Genomic DNA, 16,929 nt, shown 5'->3' on the forward strand with positions numbered 1-16,929 from the left:
GGAAAGCCCAAAATGCTCATCCGCATCGCACTCGCCAGAAAACTTCTCGTCATCCTCAACGCAAAAGCACGCGACGCGAGAAGCGAATTCGCAAATGCAACTTGACACCCCAGATAGTCGCTCTCCCCCCGCTTCGCGCGGGGCGAGGAAACCAAGCTTTCCAAGGACAGCCCTCATGTCCCGTCACGTCACCTTCATGACCATCGACGATGCCGCGCATTATTCGCCCGGGGAACGTGCGGCGATCGTCGCCGCCTCTCGGATATTCTGTTCGAGGTGATCGTGCGGAGGTTCAGGCCCGCGGCGGAGGAATAGCCCGACACTTTGCTCGGCGTCGAAAATCTGCACCTGTCGGCTCTATCGAGCCAAAGCCCGCCTCGGCTCGCGCCGAGGCGGGCTTTTTTGCATTTGTGGCTCCCGACCGGCCACTGCTATATCCCGACGCAAGGCTGCCGCGTTCGCGGCGGCGTTGATTCAGCTTGGGTTTGCGGATGCACATTGAACGATATGACGGGGACCGCGACGCGTTGCGGCCGCTGTTTGCCCTTGCCGACGATTCAGCCATGCAGATCTCCAGCTATATCGCTCAGGGCGAGGTGCTCGTCGCGCGGGATGGCGGGAGGATCGTCGGCCATGCGCAGATCATCGAGACAGGCGACGGCGGTGTCTTCGAACTCAAGAGCCTTGCCGTGCGTCCGGCAAGACAGAGCGAGGGGTTGGGGCGTGCCCTTGTCGCGGCGGCAATCACCCGCTGCAGCGAGTGCGGCGGCCGACGCCTGATCGTTTCGACGGCGAGCGCCGATATCGGCAACCTGCGATTTTACCAGCGGCAGGGCTTTCGGATGTACCGCATCGTTCGGGATGCGTTTGGGCCATCGACCGGTTATCCCGAAGGCCTGCTCGTGAACGGCATTCCGTTGTGCGACCAGGTGGTCTTTGAACGGGATCTCCGCGCCGATTGACGATGGCGGATTGCCCGCATGTGTTGCAATGCCATTGGACTAGCGACAGCCATCGCACACAACCAATAGCCCGCTCCGGTTCGCCGGGGCGGGCTATTGGTGTTTCTGGGCCTAACGCGCATCTTCGGATTTTTCATGCATGGCGTGCTCCAAAGCCGGGTTACTTCGGTAGACCTGCCTTAGGCCAGGATGTTGACGGCGCGGGCCGCGACCAGCGCGATCGTCAGCAGCGAGATCATCGCCTCCGCCATCATCAAAAGCTTGGCGCGCCGGGAAAGCGGCAATGTGTCGGTTGGTGAAAACGCCGTCGCATTGGTGAAGGCGAGGAAGAAATAGTCGACGAAGCCGGGCAGCCAGTCGCGGATCTCGCGATCATTCAGGGTCATTTGCGGAAACAGGAAATCGGCATGGGCGCGTTTGACCAGGCCGCAGGTCGGCGGCCCGCCCCGGTCGGTGCTCCAGAACCACAAGGCAAAGACGATCACGTTGGTGACCCAGATGTTGAGCGCGTCGACCAGCAGCGTCTGGCCGCTGGAGCCGGCATGGCCAGCCAGCAAGGCACGCACCAGGAGCACCAGCGAACCGCAATTCATGACGCTGACGACGCCGGTCATCACCAGGGCCGTCCGGCGGATCATGACGCGAAACCGTCCGACCAGATACCAGTGCTCCTCCTCGACCGCTTTCTGGGTGGCGGCCTGCGTCCAGGCGGTGGCCACGGACAGCGGCGCGAGCAGGGCGGCCTCCAGCGCCGGCGCCAGCCAGCGGGGACCGAATGAAAGATCGTTGATGACCAGAAGCTGCAGGCAGATGATGACGAGGACCGCCGCGCGCGCCAGCCAGAAGTCGAGCGCGCGGTGGTGGATGACGGCATGTGGATGACGCATCGAATATCCGGGATTTTCAAGGGGGATCAGGTGTGCGGGCTGTTCTGCCCGGTAAGGGCAACGGGACGCCGAACTTCCCGCTCAATCTTGGTCTTGCAATGACCGGCATGTATACTTTTTTGTAAGCTTTGACGTTGGGGCTGTTCGGCAAACCGGGCAATGTGGTTTAAGCCGCGCATGGCGGGAATTGACGACTCCATCGATCGTTGGGTGCCGGCAGGGCTGCCTGCCGTGGCGCTGGACTCGTCATCGTTCTGGTCCGCCCTGCTTCGGCACCCCTGGGGTTTGCTGGCACTTTTGTGTCTGGTGCAGACGCTGTGCTGGACCGTGGTGCCAACACTCATCGATCCCGCACCGCCCGGTGATGTCGTGGAAGGCTTCATGTGGGGCCGCGAATGGGTGCTTTTGACCTACAAGCACCCGCAGCTCCCCGGCTGGCTGCTCGAGGCCAGCCATCTCCTGACCGGATCGTTCCGCTGGCCGCAATATCTGCTGGCCCAACTGACGATCTCGGCCACGTTCGTCCTGGTCTATCTGCTGGCCCGCGACATGCTCGGACAACGCCGCGCGCTGGCCGCCGTGCTTTTGATGCCATCGGTCTATTTCTTCGGCTGGCCGACGCCGCAATTCAATCACGACTATGCGCAGATGCCGTTCTGGGCCGCGATCTGCTGGCTGCTGTGGCGCGCCGGCCGCGGTGGCGGGCCAGGCTGGTGGCTGGCGCTCGGACTGGTGTCGGGCGTCGGGCTTTATGCCAAGTTCTCCACCGGCCTGCTGCTTGCCTTCGGCGCTCTCTGGCTGCTGTCCGACGCGCGCGCGCGCAGTCGGCTGGCGACGCCCTGGCCGTGGCTTGGCCTGGCCGTTTGTCTCGCGGTCGCCGCGCCGTTGGCCATCGCACTCTACCGCATCGATTTCCTGCCGTTGACCTATTTCGCCGGCCGCGATGCCTGGGTAACCGAGCACCGTGCGCGCCTCTACTATATCGGTGTCCAGCTGGCCGGGTTTTCCGGCTTCCTCCTGGTGCTGGCGATATCAGGGCTGCTGCGGCGCACGTCGGCTCCGCAGGACCCCGTCGAGCGCGGTAAGCTGGTCTATCTCACCTGGATGGGACTTGGGCCGGCGACGCTGATCATGGTCGCCTCTTTGTTCACCGGCACCGGCGAGGCCTGGGGCGCGCCGATGTACAATCTCGTCGGCGTCGTCGCGCTCGCCTTTCTCGGTCACCGGCTCGGTGCCCCCGAGATGCGAAGGTTGGCGATCTGCGCCTTCATCTGCATCGTGGCCATGTCGGGGGCCTATGCGGTCATCCGCTGGACGGATTGCAATGTGCGCGGGCGGATGGACGCCGTCTGCTGGCCGGCGCGGCCGATCTCGGACGAGGCCGAGGCAATCTGGCACGCGGCGGTGCCGGGCCGGCTCGACATCGTCGGTGGCGACACCAATCTTGCCATGCTGGCGGGCCTCAACGCCTATGACAAGCCGTCTATCTTCACCGATCTCGATATGCGATTCGCGCCCTGGATCACGAGGCAGCGGTTGCGCGACCATGGCATGCTGATGGTTTGGTCGGGTCCTCACGTGCCGTCGCAGCTGCGGGCATGGTTGGACAACGTTCCGGTCAAGACCGTTCTTTTCAACTGGTCGCGCGAGGCGCCGCCTGTGGCGATCAGTTTTGCAGCCATTCCGCCTGGTATCCGATATCTGCCGGTCGCCGCCAGCAGCCGGACTCGGCATCCACGCATCTGAGGTGCCCCCCGTTCTTTAGGGGGCGCCTTTCACCGGTATTGCCGAATGGCCGCTCGTCCGACTGGACGAAGCAGGCGACAATGCCCATTTATAAGACTATCCAAATTTGTTGTCGCGCAATTCCCCGGAGAAAGCCGCCACAGTTTTCCCGGAATTGCCTTTTGAGGAGACGTTACATGACGACTTCGAGCGAACGTGCAGTGCTTGCCGGCGGCTGTTTCTGGGGCATGCAGGATTTGATCCGGCGCATGCCGGGCGTCCTCGCCACGCGTGTCGGCTACAGCGGCGGCGACGTGCCGAATGCCACTTATCGCAATCATGGCACCCATGCCGAAGCCATCGAGATCAGCTTCGATCCGGCGAAAATTAGCTTCCGCCAGCTTCTGGAATTCTTCTTCCAGATCCACGATCCGACGACGCGCAACCGCCAGGGCAACGATGTCGGCATGAGCTATCGCTCGGCAATCTACTACACCAGTGAGGAGCAGAAGCGTGTGGCGGAGGACACCATCGCCGATGTCGATGCCTCTGGCCTGTGGCCCGGCAAGGTTGTCACCGAGCTCGCTCCAGCCGGAGCGTTCTGGGAGGCCGAGCCCGAGCACCAGGATTATCTGGAGAAGTATCCGAACGGCTACACCTGCCATTTCGTCAGGCCGGGTTGGAAACTGCCGGTTCGTGAAAAGGCCGTTTCATAAGGCTCGCTGATCAGTCTTTGCGGCAGTGGGTTTAAGCGCCCGCCGATTGCCGCGAGGCCATATCAATAGCGGCTGTCAGCCCCGCCCGGCGGTTGACAGTCCGCGGCGCTGCTGACCAACTGCGCGGGTTGATTGATTTCAGGGGGAGCATGAGGAAACTCTACGAAAAACCTGTGTTGGTGAAGCGGGAAAGGCTCTCAAGTGTCGCCGCGGCAGGACCGCTTTCTCCCAAACCAGGCTGACGGCTCGGCCGGCCTTTTGGTCCTGACCGGACGGGTCCGTGACGGTGCTCGGATTGCCGGGCGATGTCTTGCCCCGCCGGATTTGAAAAGATGATTTCTTTCGAGCCTGTGGCCGGCGCCCGGCAGCTCAATGCAGTTTTCATCCTGGATGTTTCTGCTTACACCGGGCCTCTGCTTTCCGGTTGGATCGAGGCGGGAAACCGTATTGGCGCGATCATCGTGCCTGGCTTTCAGCGCCCATCCAGAGGCTTCAGCATTGGCAATTTTCGACGCCGGCTGAGGCGCCAGCTTCTGCTCAGGCGCTATCTCGGCAACACGCCGGTAAAGTTGATCGAATTCGGCCGGCCTTACGACTGGGATGAGCTTGGCCGGCAATTGCCTGACATCGCCGCGGATGTACTGATCTGCTACGCTTTCCCGACCTTGATCCCACAACAACTGCTCGGCCTCTTTCCCAAGGGCGGGCTTAATTTTCATCCGGCGCTGCTGCCCAACTACCGGGGTCCGCATCCTCTCCATCGCCTGGCCGCGGACGGCCAGCATGCCGTTCATGGCGGCGTGACATTGCACAAGATGTCCGCCAATTTCGATGACGGCGACATCCTCGGACAGGTGCCGTTCTCGGAAGCGCACTGGGCAACGCGGCGGGATGTGGCCGACAGCGTGGCGACCGCGATGCGCGCGTTGGTGCGCGAGGTGGCGCCAGCCTATTGCAAGGATTTGGTGTCCGGGACGCGGCAGCCAACTGGTGATTTCGTCTGGGCGCGACTTGAGCGGAACCACATGGCGATTTCATCCGACATGTCGATCGAGCACGTTGCCCGATTGTGGCACGTCCTGGGCGGCAATCCCGGTATCTATCTGGACGTTGCCGGCCGCGAAGTTCGGTTGGCCTTTCAGATCGCGCGACTGGGCCCGCCAACTGGAAAAGGTCCGGTCAGGCGATGGGGGAGGGTGGAGTTCGATCTTGCCAATGGCCGGGTTCGATACCTCACTTATGGCCGCCTGCTCAAACGGCTGATGAAAATGCACACCGCATTCGCACGGCCAAAAGCCGGAAAACCGTGCCCCGAAATAAGAGTGTTTGGCAAAGTGATCAGCGAATCGGCGCCAGAGGTACCGCCAGCCGGTCGTGGCGGATAGTGAAACCAATGCGCATGGAAAGCGCGGAACTTGCATCCGCGCTTTCCCTGCTGCGAAAACTACGTACCGCAGTTCTTGTCGTTCACGGTCGGCGCGGTCGCCCTGCCATTGGCATCCGTCTGCGCGCTGGTCGGGCAATTCTGGTCCGCGTTGGAATTCATTCCGCCCGGCGTGATGGTCGGGCTGTTGGTTGCACCCGGATCGAGCCAAATTCCCGGGCGCCGGCACCCGGTTGTGCCCGCGCTGGCGCAATGCTTTTGGCGCAGCTTGCTGAAAAAACAGCTTCCCCAACCGATCGAATGGTGCTTTAACGCCGCCATCCACAGGGGTGCTCCGTACGGTCGGGGCTGAGACGGGGGCGGCAAGCCCACAGACCCTAGAAGCTGATCTGGGTAATACCAGCGGAGCGAGGCGGGCGATGTTTTCAGGCGCACAGGTTTCCCTATATCCCATGGCCGACGATTTTGTCGGCGTCATCCTGGGTGCGCTCGGCGCGCTCGATCCGTATCGCGACAAGCTCAGGATCGAGACCGACGACATCTCGACCTTGCTGGTCGGGCCCCCCGAGGTGCTATTCCCGGCGCTGCGCGACCTTTTCGTGGCTGCGTCTGGCAGCGGTAAGCATTGCGTGCTGTCGGCGACCATTTCGCGTGGTTGCCCAGGTGAGCCAGACGATCCGATCTGCCGCTCCGACACGTTTGGCGGCCCTGCCGGGCCACTCGGCCCGCGCAAGCAAGCCGCCATTTCCGCCGTGCGCGGCGCGCCCGCCACTGGGCAGCCAGCGGCGGCGCAGTTCTCGCTCTATGTGATGGGCACGGACGACCACATGGACGAGATCTATGGCTGCATCGATTTCCTGAAGCAGTCCGGCGTCTACGATCGCTCCAAGAATTTCTGCACCAAGCTGCGCGGCGATGCCGGCGCGATCTTCTCGGCGCTCGACGAAGCCTTCTGCCGCTTCGGACCAGGCGCCGGCCACGTAACCCTCGACGTCACGGTTTCGGCCAACAGTCCCACTGCCGTTTGAACCGTTCGCGCCGACGCGCGCCGTCAAGGTCATCCTCTCGTGGCTTCATCGTCGTTCAACCCGCGTCAACTCACGGGCTTCCTCGCCCAGGCGGCGCCGGCCGTGATATCGATCGGCCTGGTGCTCGTGGCGTGGGAACTCTACGCAAACCATTCCGGCATCAAGCCGACGGTTCTGCCGGCACCCTCGCGCGTCTTCGAACAGGCGATGCTCAATCGTGACGCGCTGCTCGACAACGCCATTCCCACCATCCGCGCCACGCTGATCGGTTTTGCCTGCTCGCTCAGCGCCGCCTTCGCGCTGTCGATGCTGGTCGACTTCTTCCAGCCTTTGCGGCGCGCGCTGTTTCCTGTCTTCATAGTCAGCCAGACCTTGCCGCTGGTCGCCATCGCGCCATTGGTGGTGCTGTGGTTCGGCTTCGGGCTGACGCCCAAGATCATGCTGGTGGCACTGGTCACCTTCTTCCCGATGCTGGTGGCCCTGGTGCAGGGCTACGAGGCTACCGAGGTCGAGATCGGGCAGATGCTGAGCGCCATGGGAGCAGGGCGCTGGCGGGTCTTCATCCTGGCACGGTTGCCTTCGGCGCTGCCTTATTTCTTCGCTGGCCTCAGGATCTCCATCACCTATGCCGTCGTCGGCGCCATCTTCGCCGAATATGCGGGCGCGGCCAAAGGGCTGGGCATCTACATGCTCAACGCCAAAAACAATTTCCGTCCCGACCTGGTGCTCGCCGCCGTCGGCGTCAGCGCCGCCCTTACCCTCGTCCTGTTCGGGCTGACGGTGGTGCTGCAACGACTTGCCATGCCCTGGGAAAGAGCCGCTGGCAGGCAAGCCGCCCGAAAAGGCCCGCAAGCATGAGCCGGCTCGAATTGCGGCATATGCGCAAGGCCTTTGGCGGGCTCGAAGTGCTCGCCGACATTTCGCTGCGCGTGGATGCCGGCGAATTCGTCTCGATCCTTGGGCCTTCGGGTGCTGGCAAGTCGACGCTGTTCCAGCTTCTGACCGGCGCCGAGCATGGCGAGGGCGAGATGTTTTTCGACGGCGCGCCGCTCGACGATCATGGCAGGCATTTCGCCTTCATGCCGCAGCGGGACGCGCTGATGCCGTGGCGGCGCATCCTCGATAACACGACGCTCGGGCTCGAGGTGCAGGGCCTCGGCCGCAAGGCGGCGCGGACGCGTGTCGCGCCGCTGTTTGCCGAGTTTGGGCTTGCCGGCTTCGAGCGGCATTTTCCGGCGCAGCTTTCAGGCGGCATGCGGCAGCGCGCGGCACTGCTGCGCACTGTCGTGCAGGAACGCGACATGTTGCTGCTCGACGAGCCGTTCGGCGCGCTCGATGCACTGACGCGCGCGGCCATGCAGCGCTGGCTCGAACAGATGTGGCGGCACCATCGATGGACGGCGTTGCTGATCACCCATGACGTGCGCGAAGCCGTGTTCCTGTCAGACCGCATCTATGTGCTGTCGGCCCGGCCTGCCCGTGTCGTGCGCGAGATCCAGGTGCCACTGCCGCGCCCGCGCGATCCGACCAGCGCCGCCACACGGCAGGCCGGGGCACTCGAGGCCGAGATCCTCGACATTCTGCTCAACCTCCAGCCAACCAAAGGACATGACCATGACTGACTTGACGCGAAGGCAGGCTCTGCTGCTCACCCTTGCCGCTAGCGTACCGCTGGCCACCGGATCGAGCCGCTCCTTCGCGGCAACGCAAAAAGTCACTGTCGCGCTGGACTGGACGGTCAACACCAACCACATCGGGCTGTTCGTCGCGCGCGAAAAGGGTTTTTATCGCGAGGCCGGTCTGGAGGTCGATATCGTGCCTTACAGCGACACCGGCGCCGGCACGCTTGTCGCCAACCGCGTCGCCGATTTCGGCATCAACGGCACCATCAGCCTGTTCACCCAGAAGACCGCCGGCGCCGACTTGAAGGCCGTCTATGCCGTCGTGCAGTCCGAAACTGGTCGGCTGGTGTTCAATGCGGCGCGCAGCGAGATCAGGAGCCCGAAGGATCTGGATGGCCTGACCTATGGCGGTTTCGGCAGCGCCTGGGAAAACGCACTGATCTCGACCATCATCCGGCATGATGGCGGCAAGGGCGATTTCGAGACGGTGACGCTCGGCACTTCCGCCTATGAGGCGCTGGCCAACGGTTCGGTCGACTTCACGCTCGAAGTGTCGACCTGGGAGGGCGTCGAAGCCGAACTCAAGGGCGTCAAGCAACGCAGCTTCGTCTATGCCGACTATGGCGTCCCCGACGAGCACACGACGCTCATCTCTTCGAGCGAAGCGTTTCTCCAGGCAAATCCCCAACTGGCGTCGTCCTTCATCCAGGCAACGCGGCGCGGCTATCAGTTCGCGGTGGATCATCCAGAGGAAGCCGCGACGCTGCTGATCGCCGCCAACAAGGATGCCCTCACCAATCCGGCGTTGATCCAGGCTTCGCTGAAGGCACTGATCGACGGGCACTATCTGCGCGGGCAAGACGGCACCATCGGCATCATGGATCCCGCCAAGATGGAAGCGATCGGCTCCTACCTCCTCGCCGCGGGTATCCTGCATGATGCCGATGGCAAGGTTGTCGCGCAACGTCCGGATTTCGTGGGATATTTCAGCAATGGGTACCTCAGATAGGTGCCGACGCTGAGACTGCGAAAAGGTCGTATCGTCCGATGCTGGAGGCGAGGATGTCGCTAGGTCGCAGCCCGACAAAACCGCGGCTACGGCCTTCACCTTCGACCCGGTTTGATGCCGATCTGATCTTCTCGGTTAACGGCACGGCAATGGTTACGTGCAAAAGTCGCCCCCGAGGGATCATCGGGATGCTTGCCTTGCTCATGTCAAAAAGTGAAGCGCTTTCGCGTGCGCCAGACAAAAGGCTTTTGTCGGCGGCGCGCAAGCACGAGATCATGCTCGACTTGCGCGAAGGCTTCTTTCGCGCCTGTGCGCTGCTGTGCGCGGCGCTGTTCGTCTATCGCGGCGTCTATCAGCTTCTCGAGGATCCGACCCGGCTCAACACCGCGCTGGTGGCGATTTCCGAGATACTCACCTTCACCTGGCTGCTTCTGTCGCGGCGTCCGGTCACGCGTGACTGGAATCTGCTTACCGTCATCGTTTCGGTGACAGCCAGTTTTGGCGTTGCGTTGATCAGTCTCAAGCCAGGCATTGCGCTCATCCCTCTCTACGTCGCCGCGCCGTTACAGATCATCGCATTGTTGTTCGTTATCTGGGGCAAGATCTCGCTGGGGCGCTCTTTTGCGATCCTGCCGGCCAATCGCGGTGTGATGACGGGCGGTGCCTATCGGCTGGTGCGGCATCCGATCTATGCCGGCTACCTCGCCGGCCATGTGCTCTACCTCCTGTCGGCCTTTTCCTTCCACAATCTCGCTGTCTATGCGGTCATCACCTACATGCAGCTGTATCGAATCCTGCGCGAGGAGGCCTTGCTGGCCGCCGAGCCGGAGTATCGCGCTTACATGGAACATGTACACTATCGGCTGTTCTACCGGTTATTCTGAAGGCCAGGCTGTGAGGGTTGGCCAACAGGCTCCTCAGCGTCCAGTGGTCGGAGCTGCTCCCTAGGCGAGGGCGCTGTAGCTCGGCGCTTCGGTCGGCGGCAGCAACGGCGCGAATGCCGTGGCCAGCGCCAATATCGGAGATTCGGGCGGCATCAACGCCGGGCTCGGTGCCAATGCTGGTGGAACAGGCGGTATCAACGCGGGGCTTGGCGCCAATGTTGGCGGTACTAGTGGTGTCGGCGTCGGCGTCGGCGTGGGCATCGACAACGTAACCAATCCCAGCAACCCGTCGAACGTGGGCATATCGCCCAACCCTAGCCAGCTCAACGGTCCGCGTGCCGTGGCCCAGATGTCGAGCTCCCAGCTGAGGCGCATGAAGAAGCGCTGCGTCGACGTTCTCGGCAGCGAGGGGACTTATGACCGCGACCTGCGCCAGCTCTGCCTGCTGATCGCACGCCGCTGAGGTTGAAGGAGGCTGCGGAACCAGCCCTGAGGCTTTGACCGCACTCTCCTGGCCCCCGACCGGTCGGAAAGCCCGCCGTCCAGGCGGGCTTTCTGCTTTGCGGGCTGGATGCTCCGTAGCCGGGATGGCCCGGCGGAACGCCAGCTCCCCTAAAACGTTCATACCTTACAACATCTGAAATAGCGCGATGTTGAAACGGCGCGAAAGCGCGCATTTAGGAGCTGGGAAAGTCATGGGTCTCGGAACAATACTTATCATCATTCTAATCCTCGCGCTGCTTGGCGGCTTCAGCGGTATCGGTGGTGGTCCGTTCTACGGAACCGGTTATTATGGTGGCGGTGGTCTCGGACTTGTGCTGATCATCATCATCATTCTTGTCGTCCTGGGCCGCATTTAGCAGTTCGATCACGGGAGCAATCGCGACCGCGTGACCGCGCTTACGTTGCCGAGCACCGGATTGTGATGCATCACGCATTTCGCGGGGTTCAGGTATGGTGATCGCGGTCCACACCTCCCGTGAAAACAAGAGGAGAGGGTCCACCCCTTCATCCTCCCCAAGGCCCGCTCCGGCTTCCCGGAGCGGGCCTTTTTTCGTCAAAGCGGTTCCTCGAAGGGCGGCTCCGGGCGAATTGCGATGAAGCGTCCCTGCGCTGGTGGTTGACAGAATTGGCTTGGCACGGTCATCGGGGACCAGTTCGTCGCCGTGTTCACTGGCCGCTCGGGGAAGCACTGTCCTTCTTCCTGCTCGCCGTCGTGCTGGTCATCCTGGCGGTGGCTTCGCCGCTGCTGCGGAGGGTGGCGTGATGGCGACGACGCACATCCTCGAATGGCTGGGTCGCCTCTATGTCGGGCTGCTGCTCGCCTTCCTTTATTTGCCTATCATCATGGCGCTGATGTCGTTCAACGTCTCGCCCTTCTATCAGCTGCCGTTCGAATGGACGACCGAGTGGTACGCCTCGCTGTGGCAGAACGACCAGCTGATCGCGGCGACCTGGAACAGCATCGAGATCGCGGTCATCACCACGATCATTTCAACCGTGCTCGTCTCGGCGGCGTCGCTGGCGCTCTTTCGTCATGAGTTTCGTGGCAAGAAATTCCTGCAGGCGCTGCTGTTTCCGCCGATCGCCATTCCTTGGCTGATCACCGGCACGGCGATGCTGATCTTCTTCTTCGGCGTCGGGCGCGGCCTGTTCGCCATCCTGCTCGGCCATGTCGCGCTGGCCAGGGGCAGGCTGGGCCGTGCGGCCCGAGCGCATCCGCATTGCCGCCGATGCCGGGGCCATGGATTCCGCCAATGTCAACATGCTCGAGGGGCAGGTGTCGAAGCGCATCTTCGCCGGCAATAACAGCACCTATTTCGTCGAGCGCGCCGGACAGACGCTGAAGGTCATCGTGCAAAATACCGGTGCCGACAGGCTGGCGGAGGGGCAGGATGTGGTGCTGCGATGGTCGCCGGAGAGCACGGTGTTGATTGGCGGTTAGGATGGAGTCGACGATTGGGATGGTTGGTGTTCCTTGGCGCCCCCCTCTGCCCTACCGGACATCTCTCCCACGAGGGGGGAGATTGACTGTCATCGCCGGTTTCGCAAATCTCTCACGTCGCAAAAAACGAGCGCCAAGGCTGAAGCCGCCGATCTTCCCCTCGTGGGAGAGATGCCCGGTAGGGCAGAGGGGGGCGCTGTCCCGCCATACGGTCGGGTAGGCCTAGGAGCACATCGATGACGCTTGAACTGGATGCCCGCGACCAATCCATGCTCGGCGGCGAGCACGGCCCGTCCGCTGCGGCGGCCATGAAAATCCTGGCCGCTTTTTCCAACGCGATCGGAGCAAACAGCCTGCTCGACATCACCGGCGCCCATATCGACGGTTGCCTCTATCACGGCAAGGCAGGGCTCGATTTCGTCGAACGGCTGGTCGAAGGCGGCGGCCGTGTTCAAGTGCCGACGACGCTCAATGTCGGGTCGTTCGACCTCATCCATCCCGGCATGGTGAAGATGCCGGCGGCGGAGGAAGCACCGGCGCGGCGGTTGATGCAGGCGCATCTCGAACTTGGCTGTCAGGCGACATTCACCTGCGCGCCTTATCAGACCCGCTTCCGGCCCGAATTCGGCCAGCAGATCGCCTGGGGGGAATCCAACGCCATTGTCTTCGCCAATTCGGTGATCGGCGCGCGCACCAACCGCTACGGCGATTTCATCGATCTGTGCTGCGCCATGACCGGACGCGCACCGGCCTGGGGCCTGCATCTCAGCGAAAACCGGCGCGGCCGTGTCCTGTTCGAACTGGACGCTGCCGAGCTGGAACCGACTGACAGCCTGTTCGTCGGCGTCGGGCTGATCATCGGGCAAGCCAGCGGCGACCGCGTTCCGGTGATTGCGGGCCTGCCCAGGCCGCGCGACGAGGACCAGTTGAAAGCGCTCGGTGCCGCGGCGGCAACGACAGGCGCGGTGGCGCTGTTCCATGCGGTTGGCATCACGCCGGAGGCCGGAACCGGCGACGAGGCGTTTCAAGGCATGGTGCCCGAGGAGATCGTCCGCGTCAGCCGTGCCGACATCGACCATGCATTGGCCAGGCTGTCGATGGTGCCTGACGGCGCGCCGCTCCGCGCCGTGTCGCTGGGCACGCCGCATTTCTCGCATGAGGAATGGATGCGCCTGCTGCCGCTGCTGCGTGAGGCAGCACCCGGCAAGGGCATCCCGATCTACGTCAACACCGGACGCGCGACGCTGACGCGATTGCAGGAGGAGCGGGCGCTCGACGGCTTGGAGGCATTCGGCCTGATCCCGGTTGCCGATACCTGCACCTATGTCACCTCGATCCTCGAACGTCTCGACGGCGTGGTGATGACCAATTCCGGCAAATGGGCGCATTACGCGCCGGGCAATATCGGCGTGACCGTCGCCTTCGCCGAGATGAGGGACTGCATCCGCTCCGCGGCCGTGGGGCATGTCGTGCGGGGTGTGTCGTGACGCGGCGGATTGAAACGGACGCGGCTGACCGGCTGGGCACTTTCCAACTGGCCGGCACCGCCGAAGGGCAGGCCTTGGTGTTCTCGCAGCCGCTCAGCTTCTGGGGCGGCATCGATGCCGAGACCGGCGACATAATAGATCATTCGCATCCAGGCCTTGGCCAGAATGTCGCCGGCAGGATCCTCGTCATGCCGAGCGGCCGGGGATCGTCATCCTCGTCCTCGGTGCTGGCCGAGGCGATCCGCATTGGCACGGCGCCTGCGGGTATCCTTCTGGAGCGGCCGGACCCGATCCTGGCGGTGGGCGCGATCGTCGCCGAGTTTCTCTACGACATTCGCATGCCGCTTGTGGTGTGCGATATTTCCGGCATTGGTTCCGGTGGTCGGATTTTCATCGGTGTTGGTGGGGATGGCGCTGCGGTCGTTCGCAAGGTCTAGGAACATGCGTTCCTAATCAAGCTCAGCGCGGACATCGCGGATGGAAGCCGCCGCAGCTTCCCAAATCTCATTTCTTCCAAGACGGCTTCCTCTCGAACAAACCTGCCGGCGCGGCCCCGAACATTGGCACGATATTCTAAGCTGCGCGGTTGACCGTGAACGTGCCCTCAGGCGTATAATTCTACTAAATTCATAGACTAACTGCCGGTGCCTGGGCGCTTGCAGCTTGACCTGTGAAAGCCAGGCTGAAGGGAGAGCATCGATGCCGAAGACAGAATCCAATCCGATCGAGCTTGGCACCAGGGCTGCCGACTTCCTGTTGCCCGACGCGCATGGCGTGCTGCACCGGCTGGCCGATTTCGATGTCAGGCCGGCCTTGCTCGTTGCCTTCATTTCGAACCGTTGCCCCTTTGTCGTGCTGATCCGCGAACAGCTCGCCGCATTCGCGAGAGACTATGCGGCCAAAGGGCTGCAGGTGGTGGCGATCAACGCCAACGACCATCTGGAGCATCCCGAGGAGACACTGGCGCGGATCGGCGAGGAGTCTGAAAAGGTCGGTTATTCCTTCCCCTATCTGAAGGACGCCTCGCAGCAGGTGGCGAAAGCCTATGGCGCGGCCTGCACGCCCGACTTCTTCCTGTTCGGCGCCGATCGCCGGCTCGCCTATCACGGCCAGTTCGACGACGCGCGGCCAGGCAATGGCAAGCCGGTGACCGGTGCTGATCTGCGCGCGGCTGTCGACACGGTGCTGGAAGGCGGCAGGCCCGCCGCAAGCCAAGTGCCGTCGATCGGCTGCAACATCAAATGGAGCGCCGGCAATGAGCCGGTGTGGTTCTCCGGTGCGGCCCGCGCCGCATAGCGCCGGCCACGTCGCACTCCTTCGCCGAGCATCCATGCCCAAGTCGCAAAAATCAGCTTCCGACAACTTGCATCTGCAGGCCGATGTGCTGGTGCTGGGCGGCGGTCCGTCGGCTGCCTGGGCGGCGGTCGCCGCGGCCGAGAGCGGCGCCAAGGTGGTGCTTGCCGACAAGGGCTATCTTGGCACCAGTGGCGCCACCGCGCCATCCAACACCGGCACATGGTGCGTGCCGCCGGGCGACAACAGGCATGCCGTGGTGGAGCGGCGCTGGCAGCGCACCGGCGAACTCGCCGACCAGCGGTGGATGCTGCGTTGCGTCGACACCGCCTACCGCAATCTGCTCAGGCTTTCGGAGTGGGGTTATCCCTTCCCAAGCGAGGATGACGGACGGCTCTACATCGCCAATCTGCGCGGGCCGGACTACATGCGCTTCATGCGCCGCCGCGTGCTGCTGGCCGGCGTCACCGTGCTCGACCATCATCCCGCGCTCGAACTCCTGTCCGACGGCGATGCCATCGTCGGCGCAGGCGGTGTCGCCCGGCAGGCGGGCCATGACTGGCGCGTCGACGCCAAGGCCGTGGTGCTGGCGACCGGCGGCTGTGCGTTCCGCGAGCGCATCCTCGGTGGCACCGGGCTGACCGGGGACGGCTATCTGATGGCGGCGGAAGCGGGCGCCAGCCTTTCCGGCATGGAATTCACTGGCAAGTACACGTTGGCGCCGTACGGTTCCTCGCTGAACAAGGGGTTGCCGTTCCGCTGGGCCTCGTTCCATCGCGAGGATGGCTCGCCGATCCTCGGACCCACGGGCGAGCCGTTGCGGAACGGCATCGGCGACCGCGAGGACGAGGTGGCGCGCGCACTGATCGACGGTCCAGTCTATGCGCGGCTCGACCAGGCCGAACCGGCGCTGCAGGGCTGGCTGCGTCAGGGTCAGCCGAACTGCTTCGTTCCCTATGACCGGGCCGGCATCGATCCGTTCAGCGATCTGTTCCGCATCACGCTGCGTGCCGAAGGCACGGTGCGCGGCACTGGCGGCATCGACATTGTCTCCGACGATTGCGCCACAGGCGTGCCTGGCCTCTATGTCGCCGGTGACGCCGCAAGCCGCGAGATCATGACCGGGGCGGTGTCGGGCGGGGGCGCCGTCAATTCCTCCTGGGCGCTGGCCAGTGGCTGGTGGGCAGGCAAGGGCGCATCGACCCATGCCAAGCGCCGCGCCGGCAAGGCGTTTCGGGGCACCGTGCAACCGCTCGGTCAGGCCGGGCTGCGTCCTGCGGCAACGCCGCCCGCCGATATCGCGGCGGGCGAGGTCATCGAGGCGGTGCGTAACGAAGTGACGCCACTCGACAAGAACTTCTTCCGCAGCGGCGCAAGCCTGGAGAAATGCAGCGAGCGGCTGGAGAGCGTCTGGCGCGATGTGCGCGACCATCTGCGGGGCGAGGGAGCGGACAAGGTCCGCGCACGCGAGGCGGCATCGATCGCCGCTGCCGGGCGCTGGTCCGTGGCCTCGGCATTGCACCGCACCGAGAGCCGCGGCATGCACCGCCGCACCGATCTGCCGGGCAAGAGCCCAGCCTTGGCGCATCGGCTGATCATCACCGGTGTCGACGCGTTCCGTATCGAAGGGACGCCCGAGCGGCCGGCGGAGCTGGCATCATGATAGAGATCGTCTCGGCCACGCGCTGCGTGGAATGCGACATATGCGTCAAGGTATGCCCGACCAATGTCTTCGACGCGACCGAGCATGGCGCCCCCGTCATCGCACGCCAGGACGACTGCCAGACCTGCTTCCTCTGCGAAATCTATTGCCCGACCGACGCGCTTTACGTGGCCGAGTTCGCCGAAGGGCCGACCGGCATCACTGAGGTGGAGGTCGAGGAACGTCTTCTGTTCGGCAGCTATGCCCGCGCGCTCGGCTGGGCGCGCGGCAAGGCCGGCGGCTCCCAGTTCGACCCGACGCACCGCATCCGCGTGGCGCAATAGG

Annotated in this window: 19 protein-coding genes, 3 pseudogenes and 1 riboswitch; of the genes and pseudogenes, 21 read left to right on the forward strand and 1 reads right to left on the reverse strand. The window is 63.6% G+C overall.

What is annotated here, in order from left to right:
* Both EN851_RS37795 and EN851_RS00015 read left to right on the forward strand, forming a co-directional pair.
* A pseudogene (locus EN851_RS37795) lies at window positions 1-105 on the forward strand (IS110 family transposase); the annotation flags it as partial.
* Window positions 106-491: 386 nt separating this feature from the next.
* The gene (locus EN851_RS00015; RefSeq protein ID WP_135928272.1) at window positions 492-962 is read left to right on the forward strand and encodes a GNAT family N-acetyltransferase; all 471 of its coding nucleotides are present in this window, start codon (window positions 492-494) and stop codon (window positions 960-962) included.
* Between the two features lie 179 nt (window positions 963-1,141).
* Here the strand turns inward: EN851_RS00015 and EN851_RS00020 are convergent, their stop codons facing one another.
* Entirely contained in the window at window positions 1,142-1,849 is a 708-nt protein-coding gene (locus tag EN851_RS00020; RefSeq protein WP_127873230.1) for a hypothetical protein, read from the reverse strand.
* 177 nt (window positions 1,850-2,026) lie between these two features.
* Here EN851_RS00020 and EN851_RS00025 point away from each other — a divergent pair, with 177 nt between their 5' ends.
* The 19 genes and pseudogenes from EN851_RS00025 to EN851_RS00120 all read left to right on the forward strand — a co-directional run bounded on the left by EN851_RS00025 (window position 2,027) and on the right by EN851_RS00120 (window position 16,928).
* Window positions 2,027-3,595 carry a glycosyltransferase family 39 protein gene (locus tag EN851_RS00025; protein ID WP_245520663.1) on the forward strand — a complete coding sequence of 523 codons (1,569 nt, stop codon included), beginning with the start codon at window positions 2,027-2,029 and terminating at the stop codon, window positions 3,593-3,595.
* A 176-nt stretch (window positions 3,596-3,771) separates the two neighbouring features.
* Complete coding sequence (gene msrA, locus EN851_RS00030; protein WP_135882012.1) at window positions 3,772-4,290, forward strand: peptide-methionine (S)-S-oxide reductase MsrA; 519 nt, start codon at window positions 3,772-3,774, stop codon at window positions 4,288-4,290.
* 569 nt (window positions 4,291-4,859) lie between these two features.
* A complete protein-coding gene (locus EN851_RS00040) occupies window positions 4,860-5,675 on the forward strand; it encodes a formyltransferase family protein (protein ID WP_189521733.1) in 816 nt (271 codons plus the stop codon).
* A gap of 30 nt (window positions 5,676-5,705) precedes the next feature.
* Complete coding sequence (locus tag EN851_RS36115; protein ID WP_189587321.1) at window positions 5,706-6,026, forward strand: hypothetical protein; 321 nt, start codon at window positions 5,706-5,708, stop codon at window positions 6,024-6,026.
* Window positions 5,990-6,103, forward strand: a riboswitch (TPP riboswitch). (Overlaps the previous gene by 37 nt.)
* Window positions 6,094-6,702: a YkoF family thiamine/hydroxymethylpyrimidine-binding protein gene (locus EN851_RS00050; RefSeq protein WP_135919344.1), complete on the forward strand. Its 609-nt coding sequence runs from the start codon at window positions 6,094-6,096 to the stop codon at window positions 6,700-6,702. (Overlaps the previous riboswitch by 10 nt.)
* Before the next feature lie 39 nt (window positions 6,703-6,741).
* Complete coding sequence (locus EN851_RS00055) at window positions 6,742-7,560, forward strand: ABC transporter permease (protein ID WP_189521735.1); 819 nt, start codon at window positions 6,742-6,744, stop codon at window positions 7,558-7,560.
* Complete coding sequence (locus EN851_RS00060) at window positions 7,557-8,324, forward strand: ABC transporter ATP-binding protein (protein ID WP_127279091.1); 768 nt, start codon at window positions 7,557-7,559, stop codon at window positions 8,322-8,324. Before EN851_RS00055 ends, EN851_RS00060 begins: the two co-directional genes overlap by 4 nt.
* Window positions 8,317-9,333 carry an ABC transporter substrate-binding protein gene (locus EN851_RS00065; RefSeq protein ID WP_135882010.1) on the forward strand — a complete coding sequence of 339 codons (1,017 nt, stop codon included), beginning with the start codon at window positions 8,317-8,319 and terminating at the stop codon, window positions 9,331-9,333. The genes EN851_RS00060 and EN851_RS00065 overlap by 8 nt, the downstream gene beginning before the upstream one ends.
* Before the next feature lie 203 nt (window positions 9,334-9,536).
* A complete protein-coding gene (locus EN851_RS00070) occupies window positions 9,537-10,217 on the forward strand; it encodes an isoprenylcysteine carboxylmethyltransferase family protein (protein ID WP_245520664.1) in 681 nt (226 codons plus the stop codon).
* A 118-nt stretch (window positions 10,218-10,335) separates the two neighbouring features.
* Window positions 10,336-10,680, forward strand: coding sequence for a hypothetical protein (locus EN851_RS00075; RefSeq protein ID WP_245520665.1), 345 nt, complete (start codon window positions 10,336-10,338; stop codon window positions 10,678-10,680).
* 232 nt (window positions 10,681-10,912) lie between these two features.
* Window positions 10,913-11,077 carry a DUF3309 family protein gene (locus EN851_RS00080; protein WP_127280942.1) on the forward strand — a complete coding sequence of 55 codons (165 nt, stop codon included), beginning with the start codon at window positions 10,913-10,915 and terminating at the stop codon, window positions 11,075-11,077.
* 270 nt (window positions 11,078-11,347) lie between these two features.
* Window positions 11,348-11,484: pseudogene (locus EN851_RS00085) on the forward strand (ABC transporter permease); the annotation flags it as partial.
* Window positions 11,484-12,026 carry a hypothetical protein gene (locus EN851_RS00090; protein WP_245520666.1) on the forward strand — a complete coding sequence of 181 codons (543 nt, stop codon included), beginning with the start codon at window positions 11,484-11,486 and terminating at the stop codon, window positions 12,024-12,026. The pseudogene EN851_RS00085 and the gene EN851_RS00090, both read left to right, overlap by 1 nt.
* A pseudogene (locus EN851_RS00095) lies at window positions 11,917-12,162 on the forward strand (TOBE domain-containing protein); the annotation flags it as partial. The gene EN851_RS00090 and the pseudogene EN851_RS00095, both read left to right, overlap by 110 nt.
* Before the next feature lie 236 nt (window positions 12,163-12,398).
* Entirely contained in the window at window positions 12,399-13,649 is a 1,251-nt protein-coding gene (locus EN851_RS00100; RefSeq protein ID WP_135882008.1) for an aconitase X, read from the forward strand.
* Entirely contained in the window at window positions 13,646-14,086 is a 441-nt protein-coding gene (locus EN851_RS00105; RefSeq protein WP_189521736.1) for a DUF126 domain-containing protein, read from the forward strand. Before EN851_RS00100 ends, EN851_RS00105 begins: the two co-directional genes overlap by 4 nt.
* A 262-nt stretch (window positions 14,087-14,348) precedes the next feature.
* Window positions 14,349-14,945 (forward strand): thioredoxin family protein, encoded by a 597-nt coding sequence (locus EN851_RS00110; protein WP_135882006.1) that lies wholly within the window; start codon window positions 14,349-14,351, stop codon window positions 14,943-14,945.
* Between the two features lie 34 nt (window positions 14,946-14,979).
* Complete coding sequence (locus tag EN851_RS00115) at window positions 14,980-16,605, forward strand: FAD-binding protein (protein ID WP_135928275.1); 1,626 nt, start codon at window positions 14,980-14,982, stop codon at window positions 16,603-16,605.
* Window positions 16,602-16,928: a ferredoxin family protein gene (locus EN851_RS00120; protein WP_135866199.1), complete on the forward strand. Its 327-nt coding sequence runs from the start codon at window positions 16,602-16,604 to the stop codon at window positions 16,926-16,928. Before EN851_RS00115 ends, EN851_RS00120 begins: the two co-directional genes overlap by 4 nt.
* Window position 16,929: the final 1 nt, after the last annotated feature.

Origin of the sequence: Mesorhizobium sp. M8A.F.Ca.ET.208.01.1.1, from assembly GCF_004791315.1 — a bacterium.
Classification (GTDB): domain Bacteria; phylum Pseudomonadota; class Alphaproteobacteria; order Rhizobiales; family Rhizobiaceae; genus Mesorhizobium.

Coding starts and splice junctions, on each gene's coding strand:
- EN851_RS00090 (WP_245520666.1), top strand. CDS start 11,484: ATGGCGACGACGCACATCCTCGAATGGCTGGGTCGCCTCTATGTCGGG.
- EN851_RS00050 (WP_135919344.1), top strand. CDS start 6,094: ATGTTTTCAGGCGCACAGGTTTCCCTATATCCCATGGCCGACGATTTT.
- msrA (WP_135882012.1), top strand. CDS start 3,772: ATGACGACTTCGAGCGAACGTGCAGTGCTTGCCGGCGGCTGTTTCTGG.
- EN851_RS00070 (WP_245520664.1), top strand. CDS start 9,537: ATGTCAAAAAGTGAAGCGCTTTCGCGTGCGCCAGACAAAAGGCTTTTG.
- EN851_RS00060 (WP_127279091.1), top strand. CDS start 7,557: ATGAGCCGGCTCGAATTGCGGCATATGCGCAAGGCCTTTGGCGGGCTC.
- EN851_RS00020 (WP_127873230.1), bottom strand. CDS start 1,849: ATGCGTCATCCACATGCCGTCATCCACCACCGCGCGCTCGACTTCTGG.
- EN851_RS00015 (WP_135928272.1), top strand. CDS start 492: ATGCACATTGAACGATATGACGGGGACCGCGACGCGTTGCGGCCGCTG.
- EN851_RS00100 (WP_135882008.1), top strand. CDS start 12,399: ATGACGCTTGAACTGGATGCCCGCGACCAATCCATGCTCGGCGGCGAG.
- EN851_RS00115 (WP_135928275.1), top strand. CDS start 14,980: ATGCCCAAGTCGCAAAAATCAGCTTCCGACAACTTGCATCTGCAGGCC.
- EN851_RS00110 (WP_135882006.1), top strand. CDS start 14,349: ATGCCGAAGACAGAATCCAATCCGATCGAGCTTGGCACCAGGGCTGCC.
- EN851_RS00080 (WP_127280942.1), top strand. CDS start 10,913: ATGGGTCTCGGAACAATACTTATCATCATTCTAATCCTCGCGCTGCTT.
- EN851_RS00025 (WP_245520663.1), top strand. CDS start 2,027: ATGGCGGGAATTGACGACTCCATCGATCGTTGGGTGCCGGCAGGGCTG.
- EN851_RS00120 (WP_135866199.1), top strand. CDS start 16,602: ATGATAGAGATCGTCTCGGCCACGCGCTGCGTGGAATGCGACATATGC.
- EN851_RS00065 (WP_135882010.1), top strand. CDS start 8,317: ATGACTGACTTGACGCGAAGGCAGGCTCTGCTGCTCACCCTTGCCGCT.